Genomic DNA, 24,797 nt, shown 5'->3' with positions numbered 1-24,797 from the left:
CGTCCTCCCCACACTCCTCGGGCACCTCTCGCAGCGTCGCGAGGGGTGCCCGAGGCGCGTCCGGTCACCGCCTTGGGCCCGGGTCCTTCGGTTCGGGCCGCACCCGGCCGGGGCCCGCGGCCAGCGCGCGGTCGACCAGTGGGCCGGCCGTGCCGGTGTAGCCGGCCGGGTCGAGCAATGCGGTGAGCTCCGCGGGTGTGAGCACATCCCGCAGTGCGTCGGACTCCGCGAGTACGCCGGCCAGCGGGCGGGCGGTCTCGGCCGCCCGCAGCGACGCCCGGGTCAGCAGCTCCTTCGCGGCCGCCTTGCCCAGCCGCGGGGCGAGCACGGCGGAGACCCGCTCGGAGACGAGCTGCCCGCCGGTGGCCTCCAGGTTGGCCGCCATCCGCCCGGGGTGCACGGTGAGGCCGCGGACCAGTTCCACGGCGGTGTGCGCGGCCCCGCCGGTCAGCCGCAGGGCCTCGCGCAGCGGCTGCCATTCGGCGTGCCAGACACCCGCCGACCGCTCGTCCTCGTGCGGCAGGCACTGCGCGAGGACGGCGGCCAGCGCCGGGACCTGGAGGGCGGCGGAGCGGATCAGCGTCGACAGCACCGGGTTGCGCTTGTGCGGCATCGCCGAGGAGGCGCCCCGTCCGGCGACGGCCGGCTCGGCCACCTCCCCGATCTCGGTGCGGGCCAGGACGAGCACGTCGGCGGCGATCTTCCCCAGTGCCCCGGCGGTGTGCGCGAGGGCCGCGCCCAGGTCGGCGACCGGCGTGCGCAGCGCGTGCCAGGGGAGCACCGGTGCGGCCAGGCCGGTCTCGTCCGCGAAGGCGGCCGTCAGCTCCGCCAGGACGGCGGCCGGGTCGGCGTCGTCGCCCGCGTACTGGAGGTAGCCGGCCAGCGTGCCGGCCGCGCCTCCCAGGGAGACCGGCAGGCCGCCGTCGGCCAGCCGCTCCAGCCGCTCGGCGGATTCCAGGACCAGCTGGCGCCAGCCCGCCGCCTTCAGCCCGAAGGTGGTGGGTACGGCGTGCAGGGCGAGGGTGCGTCCGGCCATCACCGTGTCCCGGTGGCCGACGGCCAGGCAGGCGAGGGCCTCGGCGACCGCCCCGAGGTCCGCGACGATCAGCCGCAGGGCCCGGGTGGCCACCAGCATCGCGCCGGTGTCGAAGACGTCCTGGCTCGTGGAGCCGCGGTGCACGTACTCGGCGGCCTCCGGCGCGCGGGCCGCGACCCGCGCGGTGAGCGCCGCGACCAGGCCCACCACCGGATTGGCGGTCTCGCGCGAGGCCAGCGCCAGTTCCCTGGCGTCGAAGTCCGCGGCCCGGGCGGCGGCGGTGATGGCGGCGGCGGCCGCGGGCGGGACCGTGCCGCACCGCGCCTGGGCGCGGGCCAGTGCTGCCTCCGCGTCCAGCATCGCCTGGATCCAGGCGCCGTCGGCGACGGCGGCCTCGACGGGGGTGCCGGCCCGGACCGGGGACAGCAGTCCCGTGTCCGGGCCGGCGGGGCGGTCGGCGGTACGGCTCACGCGACCGCTCCCGCACCCGCGTTGCCGGACAGCGCCGGGCCCGCCGCGACCGCCGGTGTCCCGGACCTGCGCAGCGCGGGGCGCGGCTCCGGCAGCGCCAGCACCGCCGCCGCGATGGCGTCGGAGTCCTCCAGGGTCACCGAGCCCACGCCCGGCCGGATGCCGGCCGCGGTCACCCAGTGCACGGCCTCGGTGGGCACCCCGTACGCGAACCGCCGGAGGTGCGGCACCCCCTGGCCGTCGAGCAGGTGGTAGGGGCGCTCCGAGACGGCCAGGCCGCCGGTCTCGTACGACGAGCCGTCCGCGCCGGCGATGCGGTGGGTCCGGGCCTGACCGGTGCTCAGCAGCCGGTCCATGAGCGGATCGGCGGTGCGCCGTACGTCGATCTCCGGCAGCCGGGCCTCGATCAGGACGGTGGCCCGCACCCGCAGGCCGGTGACGTCGGGGGAGGTGCCGACGAAGGCCGGGCCCGCGGGGTCGTGAGGGTCGGCGGTCACCTGCAGCCCGGGACCGGTGACGTCGAGGACGCCCGCGTCGATCAGGGCGGCCATCTCCTCGATGCGGGAGGCCGGCGGGCCGATCGACAGGTAGGCGTTGAGCGGCGTGTACCAGCGGTCGAGCTCGTCGCGGTGGGAGTCGGCGTCGAGTCCGCCGTGGTCGATCGCCAGGCGCAGCTCGTTGCGCAGGTCCCGCAGCAGGTCGAGGGCCGCCTTGAACGGGCCGCTGACGTTGCCCTCGCGGGCCCGGCGCAGGTCCTCGTCGAGGTAGCCGCGCAGCCAGCCGCGGAAGGAGGCCAGGTCCCGGAAGACCTGCTCGCCGTAGGGTCGGGCGACGGTGTCCCAGTCCCAGCGCTCGTCGTCGCCGATGCCGGCCGCCGTGAGCAGCACGTCCTCGGCCCCGTCGTCCTCCGCCCGCAGGAACGCCTCCGCGAAGGCGGCCACCGCGGCCGGCTCCGCGCGCTGCGCGAGCAGCGTCTCGTAGTAGACGGTGCGCACTTCCTTGGAGACCAGCGGCCACAGTTCGGCGCCGAAGCGGATCGGCTCCCCGGCCCGTCCCCGGGCGCGCAGGGACGCCACGAAGGAGGTGGTCAGCAGCCGCGGGTGGTAGCGGCCGTGCGCTCCCTTCTCGTTCTCGCCCCGCGCCTGGTACGGCACGCCGCGGCGGGAGCCCGCGTACAGCCGCGGCTCGCGGCCCGAGGGGCGGTACACCAGGCGGCCGTCGACGCGCTCGAACAGCCCGCCGCGGGCGTGGGTGAACAGCGCCATGTAGTCGAAGAAGTTCAGGCCCAGGCCGCGCAGCAGCACCGTCTCGCCGGGGGCGACCGCGGACAGGTCGACGTCCGCCGGGTTGCTCGGCGGGATGTACGTCAGCCCGTGCCGGGCGGCGTACGCGGCGAACTCCCGCTCCGTGTCGGTCGGCCGGACCTGCACGTGGCCCTGCGCGAGGACCACGGCGCCCAGGCCCGTCAGCCGGGTGCCGTCCTCCAGAAGCACGGTCTGCGCCCCGCCGGGACCCGCGCCGGGCTCCTCGTCCTCCAGGGCCACGGCGCGCGAGGCGTGCACGCGGACCGTGGTGTGCGCGGCCGCGCTGGCGGTCACCCGGCCGAACACCCAGGTCAGGTACTGGCCGTACAGGGCGCGGGTGGGGTACGTGTCCGGCCCCAGGTCCCGCGCCTCGGCGAGGGTCTCGTCGTCGTACGGGGTGCCCGCCCCGGGTGTCAGCGCGCTGGGGCCCAGCGCCTTGGCCCACTGGTACAGGCTCGGGCCCTCCTCCAGCGGCCCCTCGATGGCCACGCTGGCGTCGGTGTAGACCGTGACCTGACAGGCGACGGTGTTCATCAGGAGGTGCCGGGACTGGGAGGGGCGCCAGACCCGGCCGGAGCCCGGCGGATCCGGTTCCACGACGTGCACGGTCAGCCGGTCCCAGCGGGGGGACTTGCGCTCCTGCGCACAGAGCCGTTCCAGGACGGACAGCCCGCGAGGTCCGGCGCCGACGAGGCACACTTCCAAACGTCCGCTGCTCACAAAGCACTCCGCTCAGGGGACGGGGGACGGCCGGACCGCGGCGCCGCCGCGTCGGCCCCGCCGGTGTGCCGGTCCGGCCTGCTCCCCGGGGGTCAGGGTGGTGTCGGCCAACGGTCGGTCCCGCCGCTCAACCAGGGCTCGGATATGGGTGGAAGACCCGTCCTGGACCGGTTTCGGGTGCCTTCCGGGCCGGTCGGGAACGCGTACGGCGCCATGCGTCCGCGTCCATGCCTCCGCGTACCGGCCCCGTGACACGCCGAAGCACCCCTCGCGTGGCGCGAGGGGTGCTTTCGGGCCGGAAGGTCCGGCGGAGGCGCGGGACGGCTCAGGCGGTGCCGAACCACCGCTCCAGCGCGTCCTGGAGGCCGGCCTCGTCGGGGGCGGCCCAGGCGATGTAGCCGTCGGGGCGGACCAGCAGCGCGTGCGGCGCGTCCGGCGCGTCCCCCTCGCCCTCGGCCCAGTCGCCGGTGACGGTGTCCACCCGCCCGGCCCAGCGCGCGGCGGTGGCGCGCAGCGCGTCGGAGTCGGCTGCCGCGGGCGTCACGAACAGCACGCCGCGGGCCGGCTTGAGCAGGTCCCGCACGGTGGCGGGGCTGCCGTCGGTGAGCTTGACCGGGGTGTCGGGGCGCAGCCGCAGGCCGAGCCGCGGGTGGCTGCCGGGGCCCATGTCGTAGCGGACGTCGAGGCCGGAGACCTGGCCGGCCAGGTGGCGGGCCACCGCGACGTCCTGGACGAGTTCCTGCATGACCGCGCGCAGCGGCTCCATCTCCTCGCCGGAGAGGTAGAGCTTGGTCTGGGCGCGGGTGTTGCGCATGAGCAGTTCCCCGACCGGGTGCCGCTCGGACTGGAAGGTGTCGAGCAGGCCCTCGGGAGCCCAGCCGTTGACGGCGGCCGCGAGCTTCCAGCCGAGGTTCACCGCGTCCTGCACGCCCACGCTCATGCCCTGCGCGCCGGCCGGCATGTGGATGTGGGTGGCGTCGCCGGCCAGGAAGATCCGGCCCTTGCGGTACTGGGCGGCCTGGCGGGTGGTGTCGGTGAAGGAGCTGATCCAGCGGACCTGTGCGTCGTGCAGGCGCTCGCCGGTCATGTCCTGCCAGGCGTCGGCGATGGTCTCGAACGTCAGGCCGCTCTTGTCCTCCGGCGGGCGCAGCGACTCGTTGTGGATGACGATCCGGTGGACGCCGTCCTCCAGGTTGAAGGCCATCACCATGCCGCCGGGCACGCGCTCGCCGATGGGGCGCTGGCGGATGTCCGCCCCGACGATGTCGGCCATGTACATCCCGCGGGTGGGCTCCCAGCCGGGGAAGTCGATGCCGGCGAGGCGGCGGACGATGCTCCGGGCGCCGTCACAGCCGATCAGGTAGCCCGCGCTCTCCTCGCCGTGGCCGGCGGGGCCCTCGTACTCGACGACGACGCCGTCCTCGGTCTCGCGGAAGCCGAGCACCTCGTGCTCGCGGCGGATCTCGACGCCCAGCTCCGTCAGCCAGCCCTCGAGGATCTCCTCGGTGCGGTACTGCGGGATGCCACGGACGCTGAAGTGGTTGTCGTCCAGCTTGGAGAAGTCGATGTGGACCCCGCCGAAGTGGCCCTGGGCCCATTCGACGTCGCCGAAGCGCTCCAGCAGGCCGCGCTGGTCGAAGACCTCGGCCGCGCGGCGGGTGAAGCCCACGCCGCGGGACTCGCCGCTGGGGGCGGGGAGCTTCTCGAAGACGACGACGTCCACGCCGCCCAGTTTCAGTTCGCCGGCGAGCATCAGCCCGACCGGCCCGGCGCCTACGATGATCGCGCCCTTTGCCATGTCCTACTCCTCAACTGCGGGTGGGGCCGGGGGTGTCGTGCGGCGGGCGTCAGGCGGCCGCGGGCGCTCCGAACCAACGGGTGAGGGCGGCTTCGAGGTCGCCGCCGTCCGGCGCCGCCCAGGCGATGTAGCCGTCGGGGCGGACCAGCACGGCCCGCGGGGCGTCCTGGTGGCCGGCCTCCTGGTCGGCCCAGGTGCCGGTGACGACGTCCACGCGGTCGGCCCAGCGGGCGGCGAGCTCGGCCGGGGCGCCGTCCCCGTCCGTGACGATGAGCACGCCGCGGGCGGCGTGCAGCAGTTCGGCGACCTTCGTGCGGGTGCCGTCGGCGCGCTCGACGGCCCGGTGCGGGGCCAGGCGCATGCCGAGGGAGGGGTGGTCCCCGTCGCCCAGGTCGTACTTGATGTGCAGGCCGGAGACGCGGCCCGCGAGCCGCCTGGCGGCCTCGGGCAGGGTGACGAGCTCGCGCACGACGGCGCGCAGCGGCTCCATCTCCTCGCCGGCGAGGTACAGCAGCGACATGGAGTGCACGTCGCGCATCAGCTGCTCGCCGATCGGGTGGCGCTCCGCGTGGTAGGTGTCGAGCAGGGACTCGGGGGCGCGGTCCCCGAGCACGGCGGCGAGCTTCCAGCCGAGGTTGACGGCGTCCTGGAGGCCGACGCTGACGCCCTGGGCGCCGAGCGGGGCGTGGTCGTGGGCGGAGTCGCCGGCCAGGAAGACGCGGCCCTTGCGGTACTGGGTGGCCAGGCCTGTGGCGTTGGTGAGGGCGCACATCCAGGAGGCGGAGGCGCCGTGGATGTCCTCGCCGGTCAGGCGCTGCCAGGCGTCGGCGAGCTCCGAGAACTCCAGCTCGCCCTCGCCGTGGTGCGGGCGGACGCCGGCCTCGTGGATGACGATGCGGTCCACACCCGGCTCCAGGGTGACGGACAGGACCATGCCGCCGCCCTCGATGCGCTCGCCGATGGGCCGCATGCGCACGTCCGCGCCGACGACGTCGGCCAGGTACATGCCGCGGGTGGCCTCGTCGCCGGGGAAGTCGATCTCGGCCAGGGTGCGCACGGTGGACTTGCCGCCGTCGCAGCCGACCACGTACGTGGCGGTGGCCTCGGTGTAGCCGTCGGGGCCCTGGAAGCCGAGGACCACGCCGTCCTCGGTCTCGGTCAGGGTGGTCAGCTGGTGGCCGCGGCGGACCTCGACGCCGAGTTCCTCGACCCAGCGGCCGAGCATGTCCTCGGTGACGGACTGGGCCAGGCCCATGACGCCGAAGTGGCTCTCGTCCAGGAGGGAGAAGTCGATGCGGATGCCGCCGTAGTGGCCCTGCTTGCCCCAGCGGATGTCGCCGAGCCGGCCGAGCAGTCCGCGCTGGTCGAAGACCTCCGCGGTACGGCTGGTGAATCCGAGGCCGCGCGACTCGCCGCTGGGGGCGGGCAGCTTGTCGTAGACGACGACGTCCGCGCCGCCGAGCCGCAGCTCACCCGCGAGCATCAGACCGACCGGCCCGGCGCCCACGATGATCGCGCTCTTTGCCATTTCGATTCCTCCATACAGACGATTGATCACCAGGGAAGACCAGGGGGGTCGAAGGGCGGTGCAGCGGGACCGCAGGATCGCTCAAGCGATCCTTGAGGTCCGCCCCTCACCGCGCGCGGCGGCCGCCCGTGCGGGGTGCGCGCCGGGTGCCGTGCCCGCCGAGGCGAGGTCGAGCAGCAGTGCCTTGACGTCGGTGGCCGCCACCGTGCCGGCGACGGCGCCGGGGGCGGAGCACAGCAGCACCGGCCCGTCGGCGGGGTCGGCGGGCGGCAGGCCGTGGCTGCCGCGCACCGGTGCGGGGTCCAGCGGCACCACGGCCATGCGGTAGCGCATGCCGAGCTTCTTGCGCGCCAGCGCCGTGGCGGCGGTCAGGCGTACGTACGGGTCCTCGGGGTCCATGAACAGCTCGGCGGGGTCGTAGCCGGGCTTGCGGTGGATGTCGACGAGCCGGGCGAAGTCGGGGGCACGGTCGTCGTCGAGCCAGTAGTAGTACGTGAACCAGGCGTCGGGCTCGGCGAGTGCGACGAGTTCCCCGGAGCGGGGGTGGTCCAGGCCGTGGGCGCGCTTGCCCTCCTCGTCGAGCAGCCGCGCCAGGCCCGGCAGTCCGGCGAGGGCCTCGCGGACGGCGGGCAGGTCCCCGGGGCGGCGCACGTAGACGTGGGCGATCTGGTGGTCGGCGACGGCGAAGGCGCGCGAGGCGTGCGGGTCGAGGTACTCCATGCCGTCCTGGGTGTGCACCTCCAGGAGGCCGGCCCGGCGCAGCGCCCGGTTGACGTCGACGGGGCGGCGGGCGTTCGTGATGCCGTACTCGGAGAGGGCGACCACGGTGCGGCCCTGCGCGCGGGCGTCGGCCAGCAGCGGCGCCAAGGCGGCGTCGAGGTCCGCTGCGGCGCGGTGGGAGCGCGGGTCGTCGGGGCCGAAGCGCTGGAGGTCGTAGTCCAGGTGGGGCAGGTAGGCGAGCGTGAGGTCGGGCTCGCGGGTGGCCATGACGTGCCGGGTGGCGTCGATGATCCACTGGGAGGAGGGCAGGCCGGCACCGGGCCCCCAGTAGGTGAAGAGGGGGAAGGTGCCCAGGCGCTCGGTCAGTTCACCGTGCAGGGCGGCGGGGCGGGTGTAGCAGTCGGGTTCCTTGCGGCCGTCGGCGTAGTAGACGGGGCGGGGCGTGACGGTCCAGTCCACCTCGGCGCCCATCGCGTACCACCAGCAGATGTTGGCGACGGTGTAGCCGGGGTGGCGGCGGCGGGCGGCGTCCCAGACCCGCTCCCCCTCGATGAGCCGGTGGCTCTGCCGCCACAGCAGCACCTCGCCGAGCTCGCGGAAGTACCAGCCGTTGCCGACGATGCCGTGCTCGGCGGGCGTGGTGCCGGTCAGGAGCGTGGCCTGGACGGAGCAGGTCACCGCGGGCAGCACGGTGGAGAGGGCCGCCCGGGAGCCGCCCGCGGCGAGGCCGGCGAGGTGGGGCATGTGCGCCAGCAGGCGGGGCGTGAGGCCGACGACGTCCAGGACGAGGAGCGGGACGGGCCGCCCGGGCGCGGGGGCCGTCGGCGTGCCGGCGGCCGCCGGGGCGGCGGGGGCGGTGGTCATGGCAGCTCCTTCAGGCCGTGGGCCGTCAGCAGGTCGCGGGCGAGGGTGAGTTCGGCGGCGATGCCGTCGGCGAGGTCGTCCGGGGTGCGCGGGCGCAGCGCGGGCGGCAGGGCCTCCCAGGTGTAGGTCTCCACCTCCAGGTGCCGGGTCAGCGGTCGCTTGCCGCCGACCAGGTGCTCCAGCGCCTCGTCCAGGACGGGCAGGGTGGCGGTCAGGGGTGCGGCGGGGGCCGCGTGCAGCGGTACGTGGAAGTGGGCGCGCCAGGGCCCGGTCTCGGGCAGCACCCCGCCGGCCAGGGCGGGGCCGAGGTCGTCGCATCCCCACAGCCCGCCGCCCGCGCGGGTGCGGGTCTGGTGCAGGAACCGGGGCTCGTCGAAGCCCGCGAGGGCCTGGCGCACCTCGGGCCGGCCGGGGCGCTCGGCGTGCAGGGCGGCCGACAGCTGGCTCTTGACGACCGGGACGCCGGCGGCGGCCAGGGCCGCGAGCGCGGGGCCCGGCTCCTCGAAGGAGGTGGCCAGGTGGCAGGTGTCGACGCAGACGCCGATCCGGTCGTGGCCGATGGCGCGCAGCGGCGCGATGGCGTCGGCGGTGGTCTCGACGGCGCAGCCGGGTTCGGGCTCCAGGGCGATGCGCACGGAGCGGCCGGTGGCCTCGGCGAGGTCGTCGAGGCGGTGGCCCAGCTCGGTCAGGGCCGCCCGGGCACGGGCCGCGCGCTCGTCGTCGTACACGGTGTGCCAGGCCAGCGGGAGGGTGGAGACGGTGCCCTCCTCGGCGTCCTCCGGCAGCAGGGCGGCCAGGATCCGGGCGAGGGCGAGGGTGTACGCGTACCGGTCGGCGTGGGCCCAGTCGGGGTGGTAGACGCGGTACTTGACCCGCTCGGCCCCGAAGCCCTGGTACGGGAAGCCGTTGAGGGTGACGACCTCCAGGCCCCGGCGGTCGAGCTCGGCGCGCAGGTCGGCGAGGGCGCGGGGATCGGCGTCGAGGGTGCGGGCGGCGTCCACGGCCAGCCACAGCCCGATGCCGAGCCGCTCCCGGCCCAGCCGGTGGCGTACCGGCTCGCAGTACGCGCTCAGCTGGGCGAGGACCCCGTCGAGGGTCTCGGCGGGGTGCACGTTGGTGCAGTACGCGAGGTGGACGGTGGTGCCGTCGTGGTGGCGGAAGCGCATGGGGCTACACCCGGGCCCGGACGGGGGCGGGGCGGCCGGGGGCGGGGCGGCCGTGGGCGGACCCGGCCGCCTCGCGCGGCGGCGCGGCAGTGGGGGCTCCCGCGGCTCCCGCAGGGGCCTCCGGGGCGCCCTCCGGAAGGTCCCGCGGGGCGTCCTTCGGCGCGCCGCGCAGGATCGAGTTGCCTTCGTGGGTGGCTGCCGGGGCGGCGACCGGGGTGCCGAGCCCGAGCCGGCCGCTGAGCGCGTAGAAGGCCACGGGGTTGCGCCACAGCACCAGGTCCACGGTGTCCTCGTCGAAGCCGGCCGCCAGCATCGCCTCGCCGACCCTGCGGGTCTTGAGAGGGTCGCTCCTGCCCCAGTCGGCGGCCGAGTTCACGAGCACCTTCTGCGGCCCGTACTCCTTCAGGAGGGCGACCATGCGCTCCTCGTCCATCTTGGTGTCGGGGTAGACGGAGAAGCCGAGCCAGGCGCCACTGTCCTTGGCCTCCTTGACGGTGGCCTCGTTCAGGTGGTCCAGCAGGGCGTGCCCGACGTCGAGGGCGGAGGCGCGCACGACGTCGATCGTGCGGCGCAGCCCCGCGAGCTTGTCGCGGTGCGGGGTGTGCACGAGAGCGGGCAGGCCGTGGTCGGCGGCGAGCTGGAGCTGGCGCTCCATGGCCGCGTCCTCGGCGGCCGTCATCGAGTCGTACCCGATCTCGCCGACCGCGACGACCTGGTCCTTGACGAGGAAGCGGTCCAGGTCGTCGAGGACCGGGGTGCACCGCGGGTCGTTGGCCTCCTTGGGGTTGAGCGCGATGGTGCAGTGGTGGGCGATGCCGTACTGGGCGGCGCGGAACGGCTCCCAGCCGAGGAGCGCGTCGAAGTAGTCGTGGAAGGACTCGGGCGACGTGCGGGGCTGGCCCAGCCAGAAGGACGGCTCGACGACGGCGCGCACCCCGGCGGCGTACATGGCCTCGTAGTCGTCGGTGGTGCGCGAGGTCATGTGGATGTGCGGGTCGAAGATGCGCACGTTACTGCTCCTCGGTCAGGGCCAGGGCGCGGCGCAGGTCGGCGGGGACCGTGCGGCCGGCGGCGGTGCGTTCGGCGGCGTAGTCGGTGAGCATGCGGGCCAGTTCGGCGTCGCCGCGGGCGCGGTCGGCCAGGGCGGCGACGACGGCGAGGGGGACGCCGGTGAAGAGGCACTTGAGGACGGCGTGCCGCCAGGCGTGGGCGGGCAGGTGGCGGGCGGCGTACGGGCCGACGGCGGCGGCCACCAGGCGGGTGTCGTTGGCGCGCAGCGCGTCCTCCACCAGCGGCACCCCGTGGGCGGGGTCGAGGCCGAGGTACGGCAGGGCGCGCAGGACGGCGCGCCGCTCGGCGGCGCTGCCCTGGCGGTAGAGGCGGACGACGGTGGCGTCGGTGGGTCCGACCGCCAGCAGGAGCAGGATGCGGGCCTCGTCGGGGGCGCCGGTGCGGCGGCCGGCCTCGGCGAAGCGCCGCTCCCAGGCCGCGTCGGCACGGGCGGCCGCCAGCCAGCCGCGGCCCTCGGCGTCGAGGGCGGCGGCGAGCGCGTCGAGATCGGGGTGGCCGGCGCCGGTCGCGGGGGCCGCGGCGGTCGTGGGGGCCGCGGCCGTCGTGGGGGCGGGGGCGGTCGTCATCGGGTGCCTCCGTTGCGCAGGAACCGCACCGAGTGCGCGGCGAGTTCGGGGCCGGCGTGGGAGTGGCGGGGCAGCTCGACCACGGTCAGCCCCTGGTAGCCGGAGTCGGCGAGGGCCGCCAGGACCGGCGGGAAGTCGATCTCGCCCTCGCCGAAGGGCAGGTGCTCGTGGACGCCGCGGCGCATGTCCTCGATCTGTACGTGCCGCAGCCAGGGCGCGGCCTCGCGCACGCAGTCGGCGGGCGACGCCGGCTCCAGGCACTGGCAGTGCCCGATGTCGAGGGTCAGGCCGAGCGGGTCCGGGCCGCCGAGCTCGGCGCGCAGCCGGTGGAAGTCGGCGAGGCTCTCGACGAGGTGGCCGGGCTCGGGCTCGACGGCGAGCGGTACGCCGGTCTCCTCGGCGGCGTCGAGGACCACGCCGAGGCCGTCCGCGAGCCGCTTCCAGCCGTCCTCGGCGCTCTCGCCCGCCGGGAGGATCCCGCTGAAGCAGTGCACGGCGTGCGCACCGAGGTCGGCGGCGATCCGCACCGCCCGCACCAGCAGCCGGATCCGGGACCAGCGGTCGCCGGCGTCGGCCTCCAGCAGGGTGGGGCCGTGCTTGCGGCGCGGGTCGAGCACGTAGCGGGCGCCGGTCTCGACGGTGACCGCGAGCCCGAGTTCCCCGAGGCGGCGGGCGATGCGGGCGGTACGGGCGGCCAGGTCGGGGGCGCAGGGGTCGAGGTGCATGTGGTCGAGGGTCAGCCCGACGCCGTCGTAGCCGAGGTCGGCGAGGAGGGCGAGGGCGTCCTCCAGGCGCAGGTCGGTGAGGCCGTTGGTGCCGTACCCGAGGCGGAGTCCGTGCGTCACGTGGTGCTCACCTTCCGCGCGAGCCGCGCGGCGACGGGCGCGAGCACGAGGGTGGCGACTCCGGCGAGGGGCGCCCCGGCTCCCGCCATGAGCGCTCCCTGGAGCGGGATCATCGACCGGATGCCGCCTCCGACGGCCCGCTGGGTGAGCACGGGCGACGGGTTGAGCACGGCGTGCCCGAGCGGCTTCGCGAACCCGCGCCAGTAGGCGGCCGCCAGCCCGACGCGTATGAGGTCACCGACCCCCGGGCGGAGCGGGCCGGGGGTCGGTGGACCCGGGCGGACACCCGCACCGAACCGGCGGCCCACCAGGTCCGCCTGCGGACCGCACCCGGCACGTACCAGGGCCGACACGGCCTGCACGGGTGCCGGCACGGTCCGTCCGGAAGCCACAGGGGTCCGTGCGGGAGCCGACGTGGTCGGCGCGGGTACCGGCATGGCCCGCACAGAAGCCGACGCGGCCTGCGCGGCGGCCATCGGAGTCCGTGCGGAAGCGGGCGCGGTCTGCGCGGAAGCGGGCGCGGTCCGTCCGGAAGCCGACGGGCCCTGCGCGGAAGTCACCGACCTCTGCGCGAGGGCCGTCGGAGCGGGGGCGGGAGCGCTCGCCGAGGTGGCGGCCGTCGTGGCGGCGGCCTGCGTCCGGCGAGGTCCCGGGCCACGGCCCAGCAGGGCGGCCAGCACCGTGGTGGCCGCCAGTGCGGCGAGGGGGGCGGCGGTGGATCCGCCTTCCGCCTCGCGGCGGGAGACCTGGGTGACGGCGTACGTGTGCCCGCCGAGCAGCAACGCCGGGCGCAGGGCGGGACGTACGGTGCCCGCCGACGCGGCCGCGCCGAGCAGCAGGTCGAGGGAACGGGCGGCAGCCATGGCCGCGGGGCCCGCCGGGGTGTGCTTGAGCTTGAGGTCGTACGCCCACACGGTGGCGGCCAGGGGCGCGGCGACGGCCAGGGCGGGCCTGCCGGCCCGGGCAGCCAGGGCCAGGCCCGCCGCGGTGAGACCACCGGCGGCGGCGAGGGCGGCGTTGGGGCGGATGCGCCCCGAGGGCAGCGGGCGGTGCGGACGGGCGACGGCGTCCTCGTCGCGGTCCGCCCAGTCGTTGAGTGCCATGCCCGCCTCGTACAGACACAGGGAGGCGGCGACGGCCAGACCGGTGCCCCGGCCCGGCCGCACCGCCGCGGCCGCCGCACCGGCGAGCGCGTCCCCGGGCACGGTGAACACGGCAGGCACACGCAGCAGTTCCGCCCACGCCCGCAACCGTCCCACCGCGCCGGGCCGACCACCCGACGAAGGCCGACCGGCCAGAGCCGTGTCGCCGCCGTGCCGCACCGCCGATCCCTCCGCACCAGCGAACGCATCCCCGGGCACCGTGAACACCTCCGGGTGCCCGCCGGCCGGGGAAGGCAGGCCGGCAGAGGAGGGCCGACCACCCAAAGCGGTCTCGCCTGCGGGCCGCACGGCCGCTGCTGCCGTACCGGCGAACGCGTCCCCGGGCACGGTGGACACCGCCGGGGGCCGGCCGGCCGGGGAACCGGTCAGAGCGGTGTCGGGGTCGGGCCGCGGTGGCGATGTGTTCGCACGCCTGGACGCGTCCCCGGGCGCCGTGGACGCCGCCGGGGCGGGCGGCGGTTCTGTCCACGCCCGCAGCCGGCCCGTCGTGGAGGGGCCCCCGGGCGGGGTGGGTGCCGGATGGGGGGCGGACGCGGGGGCGGGTTCCCGGCCGGTGCCGGGGCCTTCGGGGTCCGCCGGAACCGGGGCGAGCCGGCCCCGGCGCACGGGAGAGGCGCCGCCGGGGCCCGCCGCGGCCGGTCCGAACCCGAGCAGCTCGGCCCACACCCGCACCTGCTCGCGCGCGCCGCCCGGCCTCGCGCCATCCCGCCGTGCCGGGGTGGCGGCGGTCATCGCCGGACCCCCGCGGGGACGCGCGCCAGGCGCTCGGCGAAGCCCAGCAGGGCCGCGTACTGCTCCGCCAGGGCGGCCGCGGAGTGGCCGTCCGGGTCCTTGAAGTAGAAGCCGAGTTCGGGGCGGGGGCCCGACAGCCCGAGCTCGTGGGCGCGGGCCACCAGTCGGGCCAGGTCCAGGACCAGCGGCGCGGCGAGCGCCGAGTCGCAGCCCTGCCAGATCGTCTGGAGCACCATCCGGGTGCCGAGGAACCCGTCGAAGGCCACGTGGTCCCAGGCGGTCTTCCAGTCGCCCAGCGCCGGGACGTCGTCGATGTGCACCCGGCCCTCGGGCGCGGTGCCGAGGTTGTCGGCGAGCACCCGCTCCTTGCCGGCGTTCTTCGCGGCGGCGGCGGCCGGGTCCGCCAGTGCGGCCCCGTCGCCCCCGCCCAGCAGGTTCGTGCCGGACCAGGCCCGCACCTCCAGGGCCCGCTGGTGGAACATCGGCGCGAGCACGGCCCGCAGCAGCGTCTGCCCGGTCTTGCCGTCGCGCCCGGTGTAGGGCAGGGCGGAGGAGAGCGCGGCCTCGGCGAGCACCGGGTGGTGCATGCCCACCGAGGGCGTGAAGTTCACGTAGCCGCAGCCGGCCTGCAGGGCGGCGGCCGCGTACTTGGTGCTGGCCGGCAGGACCTCCTCGTCCGCGACCGGCTCGGTGGTGGCGACGTTCACCACGACGACCCGGGCGGCCCCCGTCTCGCGGGCGAACTCGCGGAGGTCCCGGGCGAAGGACTTGATCAGCGTTTCGCAGTCGCGCTCGTCGCCCGGCACCGGCCCGCCGGGGCGGATCCGCTCGTCGGCGGCGGCCAGTTCGGCACGCACCGCGTCCGGCAGCCAGTGCGGCAGCACGCCCTGCCCGGCGAGTTCCTCGGCGCGCTTGGGCAGCGGGGTGGTCACGACGTCGTGGCCGCCGAAGACCAGGGAGGGCAGCGGTGGCAGGCCGGCCCCGGCGAAGGCTTCGGTCTCGGTGACCAGGCCGGTGGGCGCCACCAGTCCGGCGGCGACGGCGGCGCAGCCCGCCACGACCGTGGTGGCGACGGAGCCGCGGGCCCCGACCAGCCACACACCGGTCCGGGCACCGGCAACGGGGGTCTCGGCGTGAAGGGACACGGACAGCCTCCAGGGACGGACGTCGTACGGGGATGCCAGGGCAAGGATGCCGAGTGCCTCGTCCCCAACGGGCGTCTCTCCGTTGCGGGTCGAGCGGCCGCCGAGCCGTTCCCGGCCGGGAGCCGACCGTCACCGCGTACGGCACCGGTACGACGGCCCCCGCGCGAGTACGACGTCCCGCGCGCCCCGCCCACGCCGTCCCGCACGGTCTCCGTACGGACGCCCCGCCCGCCCCCCGTACGAGCCGCCCCCGTACGAGCCGCCGCCCGCCCGAACGGCCGACGGCCCCGCCGGTCCGAGGACCGGCGGGGCCGTCGTGCCGCGCGCCCGGAGGGGCGGCCGGCAGCGCACCGTCAGTGGCGCACGCGCACCAGCTTGCCGTCACTGCCCGTGGAGTTGACCGTCACGTACGTACGGCCCCACGGGTCTACCTCCAGGCCGGTCGGCGCGGTGAGCTTGTCCCCGGTGTTGATCTCGGTGACCTGCCTGGTGTCCACGTCGATCTTGGCGAGGTAGCCCGGCGTCGGGCCGGTCGGCCCGAAGCCGCGGGTGTAGGACAGCGCGAGCAGGTTGCCGTCCGGGGTGACCTCCAGGTCGATCAGGTTGGTGAGCCCGCTGACGAGCAGCTCCGGCTGCCGGCCCGGCTCGATCCTGAAGACGCGGGCGGCCCCCGGGCGCATGCCGGGCATGTCGGCGACGTAGACCGTGCCGGTCCACGGGTCCCTGGCGATGCCGGTGGGGACGCCCTCGACGCTCTGGCCGTTGACCTCGGCCTTCGGCCACACGTACGCGGTGGAGGTGGTGCCGTCCCGCTTGGCGCGCACGACCGTGTTGCTGCCCGCGTCGGTGAAGAGGTAGTCCGGGCCGCTGCGGACGAAGGCCCACGGGTTGGCGTGGACGTCGCCGCCGTCGGGGTTCAGCCGGGTCTCGTGGTCGACCAGGTCCGCGAGGACCTTGCCGTCGCGCGTGCGGAACAGGGTGCCCAGGGTGTTCGAGCCGGCGCCGAGCGCGGCACGCGACTCGTTGGTGCCGCCGAGGCCGCTCAGGACGGTGTAGCCGCCGGCCGGGTCGGGCACGGCCTGGACCGGGCCGGTGGCGATGACGGGCGCGCCGGGGGCGGCGCCCACGGCGACGGAGGCGAGGCCCGACACGACGCGGCCCTGGTAACCGCCCTTGACCTTGTAGATGCCGCCGGTGGCGCCCACGCACTTCTCGCCCACGGCACAGCCCGGCTTGCCGGCGCCGGACTCGGCGACGAGCAGGGAGCCGTCCCAGGTGTAGGTGATGTCGCGCGGGTTGGCCAGGCCGGTGGCGATGACCTCGACGGTCGCCTCGGGGGTGCCCTCCGCGTGCGCCGGCGCGGCGATCAGCGGGGCGGCGGCGACGGCCGCGGCGGCCGCCGCGAGGACCGCCTTCTTCCCGTACTTGCCTGAAATCATTTCTCTCCCTCGCCGTGTGTCGCGCGCTCCCCCCTATTCCTCGGGAGCAGGCTCGAAACCTGCGCCACATTAGGCGGGAAATCCGGGCCGCATAACCGGGCGAATTCCCGGGGCGACGGAAAAGCGAGCGGGACTCCAGGAGCCCACGAGCCGCAGGCCCCGGCTCCACGTGGGCCCGAGCCGCATTCCAGGGCGGGTCCATCGCTTTTCCCTACCGTGGCGGGACGGGTCCCTTCCGGCGGTTGGGACAGAACTCGCGCTTCCTGCCCTGGAGGAAAGACATGCCCGCTTTGCCGCCCCCCGAAGTCGTCCGCGCCGCGGAGAAGACCCGGGCGGATCTGCAGAAGCAGGTCCGGGAGCTGGCCCCGCCCCCGTTCGCCCTGCTTGAGCTGGCCATGGGTTCCATGGTGACCCAGGCCCTGTACGCCGCCGCCGAACTGCGCGTGGCCGAGGCCCTGCAGGCCGGTCCGCGGGCGATCGAGGACCTGGCGGCGGAGGTCGGTGCGGACGCCGGGGCGCTGGGCCGGGTGCTGCGCCTGCTCGCCTCCCAGGGCGTGTTCACCCGCCAGGACGACGGCCGCTGGGCGCTGACGCCGATGGCCGACGCGCTGCGCGCCGACCACCCGGTGACGATGCGCGACCTGTGCGTGCTGATGGGCCACCCGACGCACTGGGACGACTGGAACGGCTTCCTGGACGCGGTGCGGACCGGCGAGCCGAGCCTGCCGAAGCGGCGCGGCATGGGCGCCTTCGAGTACCTGATGCAGAACCCGGAGTACGGTGCGGTGTTCATCGGCGGCATGGGGAACATGTCCGCCACCGAGACCGCGCCGGTCGTGGCCGCGTACGACTTCTCGCAGTTCGGCACGGTGCTGGACTTCTGCGGGGCCAACGGCGCCCTGCTGGCCGGCATCCTCAACAGCGCGCCGGACACCAAGGGCATCCTCTCGGACCCGCGCGTCGCCGGGAACGGCGCCGCCGAGTTCCTCGCCTCGCAGGGCGTCGCCGACCGGGTGACCCTGGCCGACGGCGACCTGTTCGAGCCGATGCCGTCGGGCGCGGACGCGTACGTCCTCAAGCACATCGTGCACGACTGGCCGGAGGAGCAGGCGCTGCAGATCCTCCGGAACGTGCGCGCCGCGATCAAGCCGGGCGGCAAGCTGCTGCTGGTGGAGATGGTGGTCCCGGAGGAGGGCGACGAGCCGCACTCGGGCAAGCTCGTCGACCTGTGGCTGCTGCTGCTCGTGGGCGGCAAGGAGCGCACCCGGTCGCAGTACGCGGAGCTGGTGGCGAAGGCCGGCTTCAAGCTGGAGCGGGTCGTGGAGACGGCCGCGGCCGTCTCGGTCGTGGAGGCCGTCGCGGTCTGACGGACCGCCCCTGAACGGGCCCCGGTTCCGCGTCCCCCTGACGCGGGGCCGGGGCCTTCCGCGTGCCCGTCGCCCCGTTGGCCGGATGGTGCGGTGCCCGGCGGGACCCCCGGAACCCGGTGGATAGGCTCATGGCGGCAGGAGGCGTGAACCCCGATGCCTGCGCGCCGCGTTGCCCGTCCCGGCACGGTCGGTGACCGAGGTGCGGCGCGGACGAGAGGAACGTGGTGTGAGGACCCTGGCGGACGAGATGGTGCTGCTCGCCTTCGACGCGGAGGGCGGCAGGCTTCCCGTACGGCAGGCACTGGCGCCCGCGGTGCGCGGTGCGCTGCTCGCCGAGTTGCTCGACTCCGGCGCCGTGGCGGACCTGGCGGGCACGGCCCGTACGGCGGGCGCGGCCCCGCAGGACGCCGTGCTGCGGCAGGTGTGGCAGCGGATCGCGGCGGAGCCGGACAGGAAGTGGCTGCACTGGGTCCGCAAGGACGGCCGTGAGTCGATCCGCCAGGTGCTGCGCGGCCTGGAGAAGGACGGTCTGGTGGAGCAGAGCTCCAGCCGGGTCTTCGGTGTCTTCCCCCTGGACCGGGCCGGGCTCACCCCGGACGGCCTCGCCGCCGCCCGCGAGGTGCGGGCGGCGGTGGTCGCCGCCGCCGAGGGCGCGGCCGAGGGCCGCACCCGGGCGGCGCTCCTGGCGGGCATCGCGCACGCCGGCGGCCGGCTGGCCACGGCGCTGCCCGCCGACCGGCGGCGCGTGCTGAAGGACCGGCTGGCGGTCCTGTCCGCGGACGCGGCCCCCGTGTCCGCCGCCGTGCAGCGGGCGTTCCAGGACCTCCAGGGCGCGGCCTCCTCGGCGTAGTGGCGCCGGGAGCCGTCAGATCCAGCCACGTTCGCGCGCCAGCAGGGCGGCGTGCGGACGGCTGGACGCACCCAGGACGCGCAGCAGGTCGGCCACGTGGCGCCGGTAGGTGCGCACGGACATGCCCAGCTGCCGGGCTCCGATCTCGTCCTTGCCCACGTGGCACATGGACCTCAGGACTTCGCGTTCGGTGTCGGCCAGCCCGCCGGGGACGTCGTCCGCGTCCGCGTCCGCGATGATCGAGGACAGGTCGGTGGCCTGGCCCCAGATCTTCTCGAACAGCGCGAGGATGCTGGAGACCAGTCCGGTCTCCTGCGCCACGAGGGCTCCCCGCGAGGTGTCCTCGGGGTCGATCGGCACCAGGGCGGTGCGGCGGTCGTAGACGAGCATCCGCTCCGAGATGTCGTCCGCCGCCCGGATCTGCGCCCCCCTGGCGATGAGTTCGCGCAGGTAGCTGACGGTCAGTGGGTCCGTCAGGGCTTCCTTGAGCACCACGCTGCGGATCCGGACGCCCCGCCGCAGGCAGCGCATGTCCAGCGGGCGCGAGTGCTCGATGTTCTCGGGCGTGAGTGCCGTGTACGGCTCGACGGACAGGATCTCCTCGCGGGCGAAGAACGCGAGGTCGTCGATCCGGCTGCGGATCTTCGCCACCTCCTCGATCCGCTCGACGGCCTGCTGCGAGGCAAGCGTCGGAGACTGCTCCTCGCGCAGCTCGGCCACCAGGTGCCGGGAGCGCGTGACCTCCTGCAGCTCCTGGTGCAGTTGGCGCAGCCGCAGGTCGGTGAGGCGGTCCACGGCGATGGCCGGATCGGCCGGAATCAGCGTCTGCCGGTCGGTCGGGTACAGCAGCCCGAGCTCGCAGAGGAGCGCCTGGGCGCTGGCCACGGCCTCGCGGTCCGCGCGGAGCAGCAGGTGGATACCCCCGTCGGTGGTGTCCGGATTACGCAGGAAATGACGGTAGACGCCCTCCTCCAGGTCGGAAAGGCCAAGCACGCGCATGCTTGTTGAGACCATCTCGAGCACCCCCAAGCCCTTGTGGACGCGGCCCGTGCTCGCTGGTCAGACGGTTGCGGCCGCGCGTCCGGATGGTGGGGTGCATCGTAACGCCCGGGTAACGCGAACGCGCGGCTCCATGATCGAAATGTGGCTTGATCATGACGCCGCGCGTCCGGCCCGTCCTCACTTCTTGACGTAGAGGTTCACGAAGGCGGAGAAGGGGAGGTCGCGGTGGCAGAGGTAGGCGCTCCACCTTCCGTCCGCGACGCCGGCGCGGCCGGCCGCCTCGCAGCCGGCCGGAAGACCGGTGAACCCCTGGCGGACGTAGTCCCCGGGAAGACCCGTGACCCGGCTCAGGGTCGGCTCGTCCGCCGGGGCCCCGCCGGACGCGGCGAGGGCCTGGGGCGCGCCCAGGGTGAGCGCGGCGGTCAGCGCGGCACCGGCCAGGACGGCACCGGGCAGGGCGCGCAGCATCGATCGGTTCATTTCGGGTTGGCCTCGGTCTTTCTGTCGGAAGGACGGATTCACGTGTATGGAAGGGGGACGGAGGGGCCTCGCCCTCATACGGGCACCGCGCCGGCACGGGCGGCCGCCGCCGGAGACCTGACGGGCTGCGCGGCCAGCATTCCGAGCGCCGCCTCCTCGCCCGGGGGGAAGCCCAGCCGGTTCATCACCATGTGCAGGTGGTGGAGCAACTGGTGCGGACGCGGTCCGGGTGCCTGAAGGACGAGCCCGGCGAGCGCGTCGGCGTGCGCTTCGAGGCGTTCCCGCACGCCCGGCGCCGGAGCACCCCGCTCCCGCACCCCGGCCGAGACGCCGGCCAGCAAGGGCCGCAACTGCTCGCCGGCGGCGGCCATGCGCAACTGCCAGCCCCACCGGGTCCGGTGGTGGACCCAGAAGACGTCCCGCTCCTCCTCCGTCAGCACCCGGGCGGTGAGGGCACGGGCGAAGTGGACCGCGTGCGCGGCCCGCTCGTAGCGGCGGGGCAGGGCGGCGAGGTCGAGTGCCGCGCAGAACGCGCTGTCCAGGTGGAAGATGCGTTCGGCGGCGGCCACGCCCTCCGGGCCGCCGTACTTGGCCAGCTCGGGCGCGTACAGCGAGGGCACCACCCCGCGGGCCGGGGAGCCGGGCGGCAGGGCGCCGGGCAGCAGGCCGACGGCGTCCTCGGGGCGCTCCTCCAGCGTGTCCAGCAGACCGGTCAGCTCCCCGCGGGCGACGGCGTCCAGCGCGTCCACCTCCGCTGCCCCGGCGCGCAGCCGCAGCCGCAGGTGGTGGCCGGTGGCGTCCCAGTACCGGATGAAGAACCACTCCTCGCTGCCCAGCCGCCGGGCCTGGCCGGCCAGCCACGGCACGAGGGTGCGGACCGCCGCGTCCATGCGGCCGGGACCGCCCGGGTAGACCCGTACGTACCACCAGTCCCGCTCGGGAACCGCCACGTTCATGACTCCTCCTCCGGTCGCCGCCAGCGCAGCAGCGAGATGTGCTCGGCGGCCCGGGTGCCGCCCGCCCCGTCCCGCAGGGGATGCTCCGACCTGCCCGGCAGCGCCTCGACGAGGCGCAGGTGGCCGCCGTCCGAGCCGGCCCACTGGGCGAGCACCGACAGCGAGAGCGGCGAGGTGAGCGAGACCCACAGGGGTTTGCGGTCGGCGCCCTGTTCACCCGGTCCGAAGCCGGTCAGCCGGTGGCAGAAGACCTCCTCCGGCATGCCGTGCGCCCGCCGGAACGCCTCGGCGCGCAGGGTCGTCTCGGCGTCGCTCTCGCCCGGCCGCGGCAGCGGCAGCTCCGCGGCCGGCACGACCCAGGAGGCGCGGTTGACGGTGACCCGGCCGAAGGCGGAGCGCGGCAGCGGCACGACCTCGTCGCGCCGCTCCTCCTGGAGCCCGAACGGCAGGACGTAGTCCGAGTGGGGTGATCCGTTGACCCACGGGTCGGCGAGCACCGCCAGCAGCCGGGCGAACGGCGGGAAGAGGTGCGGCGGGACGAGCCCGAGGTAGGCCAGCCCCACCGCCTCGCCCGTGCGGTCGCGCAGGGCGAGCGTGCCCTGGCCGGCGTCGTGGGTGAGGACGGTGTCGGTGAGGTCCAGCCCGTCGGCCGCCGGTGTCTCGCCGGGCAGCAGCAGGGGCGGAAGCAGTCCGGCCGACCGCGACTGGGCGGTGTTGACCTCCGTCCACAGGACGAGTTCGCGGCAGGCACGGCCGGGCCAGCAGGCGCGGACGTGCTCGTGCAGCCGTTCCCGGAAGCCCTCGCCGAGCAGCCGTCCGAAGCGTGTGACGAGCCCGCCGGTGCCGGGGTTGAACTGGTTCACGACCATCGCGTAGTCGCCGTCCTGCACCGCCCGGTGGCTGTCGGCCGCGAGCTGGAACAGCACGGCCGCGCCGGGCGGCGCACTGGTGGGTCCGACCGGCAGCCAGGCCCGCTCCCCCGGGGTCCCCCGCTCGGCGCGGTCGGCGACGGCGGCCCGGTCGAGGTCGGGCTGCGCGTCCCCGTCGACGGCGACGCGCATCAGGAAGCCGAGCACGTCGGTGCAGGTCCCGCCCGGTCCGTACGCGGCGGTGAAACGGTCCACGAGCACGTCGTACAGGTGCGAGCGGAAGAGGTACGGGCGCATGCGGCGGCCCAGTTCGATCAGGTCGGCGCGGACCTGCGGCACGCTCAGCACATCGGGCAGGGCCAGGCCGCTCCGGACGTCCTCGTAGAGCAGCTCGCCGGAGGCGAACCGGTCGAGTCCGGCCCGCCCGGCCCAGCGCCCGGCCGTGCGGCGCGCCCGGGTGACGGTCTCGGCCCGCTCCTCCTCCGCGGCGGCGGCGAGGGCGGCGGCGGATTCCCGCAGTTCGCGCACCTCGGCCGCGATGCCGTCGCCCGGCCGGTCCGCGAGCAGCTCGGCCACGGCACCCACCGGGTCGCCGCCGCGCCGCCAGGGCGGTACGGGCGTGATCAGCCCGGTGTCCAGCAGCCGCCGGAAGCGCCGGAAGGGCTCCGGTCCGCCGAGTCCGGACAGCAGCTCCTCCAGGGAGTGTTCGGCGTCGGGCGCGAAGCCGGAGAGCCAGGGCGCCGCGTGATCGGCCTCCACCACCCGGTCGAGCCGCCAGGCCAGACCGCCGTCGGCGACGGGCTCGGGAAGCAGGACGAGGCCGCCCGGGGCGTCGGGTCCACCGGGCCGGACCGGCGCGAGCCGATAGCGCAGCAGACCGGCGGTGCCGGCCTCGCGGGCCAGGCACCGCAGGGCCAGGTGGGCGAGGGCGGTGGCGGCGTAGCTGTGGGCGGCGGGGGATTCCTGCCCGGTACTGCCTGCCTGGCCGCCCTCGCCCACGGTCGTGAGCGTGGAGAACGGGCTGGTCTTCACGGCGGCCCTGGACACGTACGAGTACAGGGTGCGCAGGTTGCGCGTCTCGGACGGGCGGCGGCGCGGACGGCCGTGCCGCAGCCAGTCGGGGGCGGCCAGCGCGGCGGCGTGGGCGAAGCCGGTGTCGGCGAGGTGGGCGGCGAGCGCGGCCGGGGCGGCCGAGCGGTCCTCGGCCAGCAGGGCTGCCAGCCGCCGGGTGGTCTCGTCGCGCAGCTGGACGGCGGTCTGCCACGCAGCGAAGGCCGTGGTCCCGGTCAGCTCGGCGATCCGCGGCGGCAGTTCGTCCCCCCACGGCAGGGCCCGGAGGCGGTGTACGGCCCGCTTGGCGGCGAGCACCTGCCGGCGCAGCGGCACCTCGTCGTCCAGCAGCGGGACCAGCGAGAAGCAGACGTCCTCCAGCGCGGGCCGGAGGCGCTCCAGCTCGGCGTGGGCGTCGGCGGCCTCGCCTACGGCCTGCCGCGTTCCGCGGCCGGTGAGCTCCAGGGCTTCGGTGGGCAGGCCGCCGACCCGGGTGAGCAGCGGCCCGGAGATCACGGGGGAGGTCATGGCATCGACCGCCCGACGAGGGCGAACGACCAGATCAGGGACTGGACGACGAAGTAGCCGAGGGCGACGGTGTAGACGCTGCACACGAGCCCGTACACGAGGTGGAGCCGGCGGCTGCGGGCGGGCATCCGCTCCAGGAAGCCGGGCAGTGCGCGGCCCAGCAGGTGGTGCTTCAGCAGGGCGAAGGCGCGGCCCCGGGCGTCGACGAGGCCGAACCCCGCCTCGATCGCGGCGTAACCGTCGCTCGGGAGCATCGGGTTGATGTTCGTGACCAGGTTGAGCATCTGGAACAGCAGCAGCGCCCCGGCCACCTGGGCGACCGGTCCGTCCGCGGTGAGCACGAGCAGGGCGGCGGCGCCGGTGAACCAGCCGTCGCTGAGTGGTCCGGCGAGGGCCAGCAGCACCCGGCCGCCGCGGGAGCGGACCCGGTAGGCGTCGGTGCGGTCGACGTAGGCGAGCGGCATGAAGTAGAAGAGCAGCGCCACTCCGAGGCCCCGGACCGGGACCTTGAGGACCTGGCAGACCATCGCGTGCGCGCTCTCGTGCACGAGGATCTGGAAGAGCATCAGGGCGATGGCGATCAGGGTGCCGGTGCCCAGCAGGTCCTCGGCCGGCGGCGCCGACGTCAGGACCGTGTACAGGCCGAGCAGGATGCCGAGCACCCCGCCGGCGGCGAAGACGCCGGCCGAGAGCCGGGCCGGAATGCGGCGGAGCAGCCGGGCGACGGGCTCCAGGACGGCCGGGAGCGAGCGGGTCACGACGAAGCGCGGCATCAGCATGTTGGTGCCGAAGCGGCCGCCGGCGCGCTTCTTGACGGGGCGCTCGGCCTCCGTACCGACGAGCAGGCCGCTGCGCGTCAGATCCTGTACGAACGTGTCGAGTTCGCGGCGCACGCCCTCGGCGGCCACTCCGCGGCGCTCGGCCATCAGGGCCGAGAGCTCGTCCATCGAGTGCGTTCCGTCGAACTGCCGCAGCAGGGCCGCCGCCGATTTCGTCAGCCGGTGGTAGGTCCCTCCCTGCGGGTCGAACACCAGGGGGTGGTCGTCCATCCCCCGGATGATCTCCAGATCCTCCCGGAGTTTGGGTGCAGTGCACACGTCCACGGCGCGGTTCCTCCCTCCGCG

18 protein-coding genes and 1 pseudogene are annotated in these 24,797 nt (G+C 75.5%); 2 read left to right on the top strand and 17 right to left on the bottom strand.

From position 1 onward, the window contains the following. Positions 1-64: 64 nt before the first annotated feature. The 12 genes and pseudogenes from pcaB to ACIF6F_RS31625 form a co-directional block, all read right to left on the bottom strand. A complete protein-coding gene (gene pcaB / locus ACIF6F_RS31680; protein WP_399954788.1) occupies positions 65-1,507 on the bottom strand; it encodes a 3-carboxy-cis,cis-muconate cycloisomerase in 1,443 nt (480 codons plus the stop codon). After that, positions 1,504-3,531 (bottom strand): FAD/NAD(P)-binding protein, encoded by a 2,028-nt coding sequence (locus ACIF6F_RS31675; protein WP_399954785.1) that lies wholly within the window; start codon positions 3,529-3,531, stop codon positions 1,504-1,506. Before ACIF6F_RS31675 ends, pcaB begins: the two co-directional genes overlap by 4 nt. 325 nt (positions 3,532-3,856) lie before the next feature. After that, positions 3,857-5,329: an FAD-dependent monooxygenase gene (locus ACIF6F_RS31670; RefSeq protein ID WP_399954781.1), complete on the bottom strand. Its 1,473-nt coding sequence runs from the start codon at positions 5,327-5,329 to the stop codon at positions 3,857-3,859. A 49-nt stretch (positions 5,330-5,378) separates the two neighbouring features. Continuing rightward, positions 5,379-6,857 carry an FAD-dependent monooxygenase gene (locus ACIF6F_RS31665; protein ID WP_399954778.1) on the bottom strand — a complete coding sequence of 493 codons (1,479 nt, stop codon included), beginning with the start codon at positions 6,855-6,857 and terminating at the stop codon, positions 5,379-5,381. Positions 6,858-6,938: 81 nt separating this feature from the next. After that, positions 6,939-8,441 (bottom strand): nucleotide pyrophosphatase/phosphodiesterase family protein, encoded by a 1,503-nt coding sequence (locus ACIF6F_RS31660; protein ID WP_399954775.1) that lies wholly within the window; start codon positions 8,439-8,441, stop codon positions 6,939-6,941. After that, on the bottom strand, positions 8,438-9,607 hold the full coding sequence (gene eboE / locus ACIF6F_RS31655) for a metabolite traffic protein EboE (RefSeq protein WP_399954772.1): 1,170 nt from the start codon (positions 9,605-9,607) through the stop codon (positions 8,438-8,440). The genes ACIF6F_RS31660 and eboE overlap by 4 nt, the downstream gene beginning before the upstream one ends. 163 nt (positions 9,608-9,770) lie before the next feature. Then, positions 9,771-10,616, bottom strand: a pseudogene (locus ACIF6F_RS31650) (TatD family hydrolase); the annotation flags it as partial. Position 10,617: 1 nt separating this feature from the next. Further along, a complete protein-coding gene (locus ACIF6F_RS31645; RefSeq protein WP_399954768.1) occupies positions 10,618-11,244 on the bottom strand; it encodes an EboA domain-containing protein in 627 nt (208 codons plus the stop codon). Beyond that, on the bottom strand, positions 11,241-12,089 hold the full coding sequence (locus ACIF6F_RS31640; protein ID WP_399954765.1) for a sugar phosphate isomerase/epimerase family protein: 849 nt from the start codon (positions 12,087-12,089) through the stop codon (positions 11,241-11,243). The genes ACIF6F_RS31645 and ACIF6F_RS31640 overlap by 4 nt, the downstream gene beginning before the upstream one ends. Continuing rightward, a complete protein-coding gene (locus ACIF6F_RS31635; protein WP_399954761.1) occupies positions 12,086-13,312 on the bottom strand; it encodes an SCO3242 family prenyltransferase in 1,227 nt (408 codons plus the stop codon). Before ACIF6F_RS31635 ends, ACIF6F_RS31640 begins: the two co-directional genes overlap by 4 nt. A gap of 668 nt (positions 13,313-13,980) precedes the next feature. Further along, positions 13,981-15,129 (bottom strand): inositol-3-phosphate synthase, encoded by a 1,149-nt coding sequence (locus tag ACIF6F_RS31630; protein WP_399954758.1) that lies wholly within the window; start codon positions 15,127-15,129, stop codon positions 13,981-13,983. 353 nt (positions 15,130-15,482) lie between these two features. Continuing rightward, positions 15,483-16,568 (bottom strand): ScyD/ScyE family protein, encoded by a 1,086-nt coding sequence (locus ACIF6F_RS31625; RefSeq protein WP_399954755.1) that lies wholly within the window; start codon positions 16,566-16,568, stop codon positions 15,483-15,485. A gap of 281 nt (positions 16,569-16,849) precedes the next feature. Here ACIF6F_RS31625 and ACIF6F_RS31620 point away from each other — a divergent pair, with 281 nt between their 5' ends. Both ACIF6F_RS31620 and ACIF6F_RS31615 read left to right on the top strand, forming a co-directional pair. Next, the gene (locus ACIF6F_RS31620; RefSeq protein ID WP_399954752.1) at positions 16,850-17,935 is read left to right on the top strand and encodes a methyltransferase; all 1,086 of its coding nucleotides are present in this window, start codon (positions 16,850-16,852) and stop codon (positions 17,933-17,935) included. 229 nt (positions 17,936-18,164) lie between these two features. Beyond that, positions 18,165-18,788 (top strand): GPP34 family phosphoprotein, encoded by a 624-nt coding sequence (locus tag ACIF6F_RS31615; RefSeq protein WP_399954749.1) that lies wholly within the window; start codon positions 18,165-18,167, stop codon positions 18,786-18,788. A gap of 15 nt (positions 18,789-18,803) precedes the next feature. On the opposite strand, the gene ACIF6F_RS31610 is transcribed toward ACIF6F_RS31615, so the two are convergent. From ACIF6F_RS31610 to ACIF6F_RS31590, 5 genes are all read right to left on the bottom strand, one after another. After that, positions 18,804-19,802, bottom strand: coding sequence for a helix-turn-helix transcriptional regulator (locus tag ACIF6F_RS31610; RefSeq protein WP_399954746.1), 999 nt, complete (start codon positions 19,800-19,802; stop codon positions 18,804-18,806). Positions 19,803-19,967: 165 nt separating this feature from the next. Next, positions 19,968-20,270, bottom strand: coding sequence for a hypothetical protein (locus ACIF6F_RS31605; protein WP_399954742.1), 303 nt, complete (start codon positions 20,268-20,270; stop codon positions 19,968-19,970). A 74-nt stretch (positions 20,271-20,344) separates the two neighbouring features. Then, positions 20,345-21,226 (bottom strand): lantibiotic dehydratase C-terminal domain-containing protein, encoded by an 882-nt coding sequence (locus tag ACIF6F_RS31600; protein ID WP_399954738.1) that lies wholly within the window; start codon positions 21,224-21,226, stop codon positions 20,345-20,347. Beyond that, on the bottom strand, positions 21,223-23,673 hold the full coding sequence (locus ACIF6F_RS31595) for a lantibiotic dehydratase (protein WP_399954921.1): 2,451 nt from the start codon (positions 23,671-23,673) through the stop codon (positions 21,223-21,225). The genes ACIF6F_RS31600 and ACIF6F_RS31595 overlap by 4 nt, the downstream gene beginning before the upstream one ends. Further along, positions 23,670-24,722 (bottom strand): PqqD family peptide modification chaperone, encoded by a 1,053-nt coding sequence (locus ACIF6F_RS31590; RefSeq protein ID WP_399954735.1) that lies wholly within the window; start codon positions 24,720-24,722, stop codon positions 23,670-23,672. The genes ACIF6F_RS31595 and ACIF6F_RS31590 overlap by 4 nt, the downstream gene beginning before the upstream one ends. Positions 24,723-24,797: the final 75 nt, after the last annotated feature.

The organism is Streptomyces sp. NPDC086023, from assembly GCF_044540325.1.
GTDB lineage: Bacteria > Actinomycetota > Actinomycetes > Streptomycetales > Streptomycetaceae > Streptomyces.
Note: the sequence above shows the minus strand (reverse complement) of the source record. Positions and strands in the feature narration are given on the sequence as shown.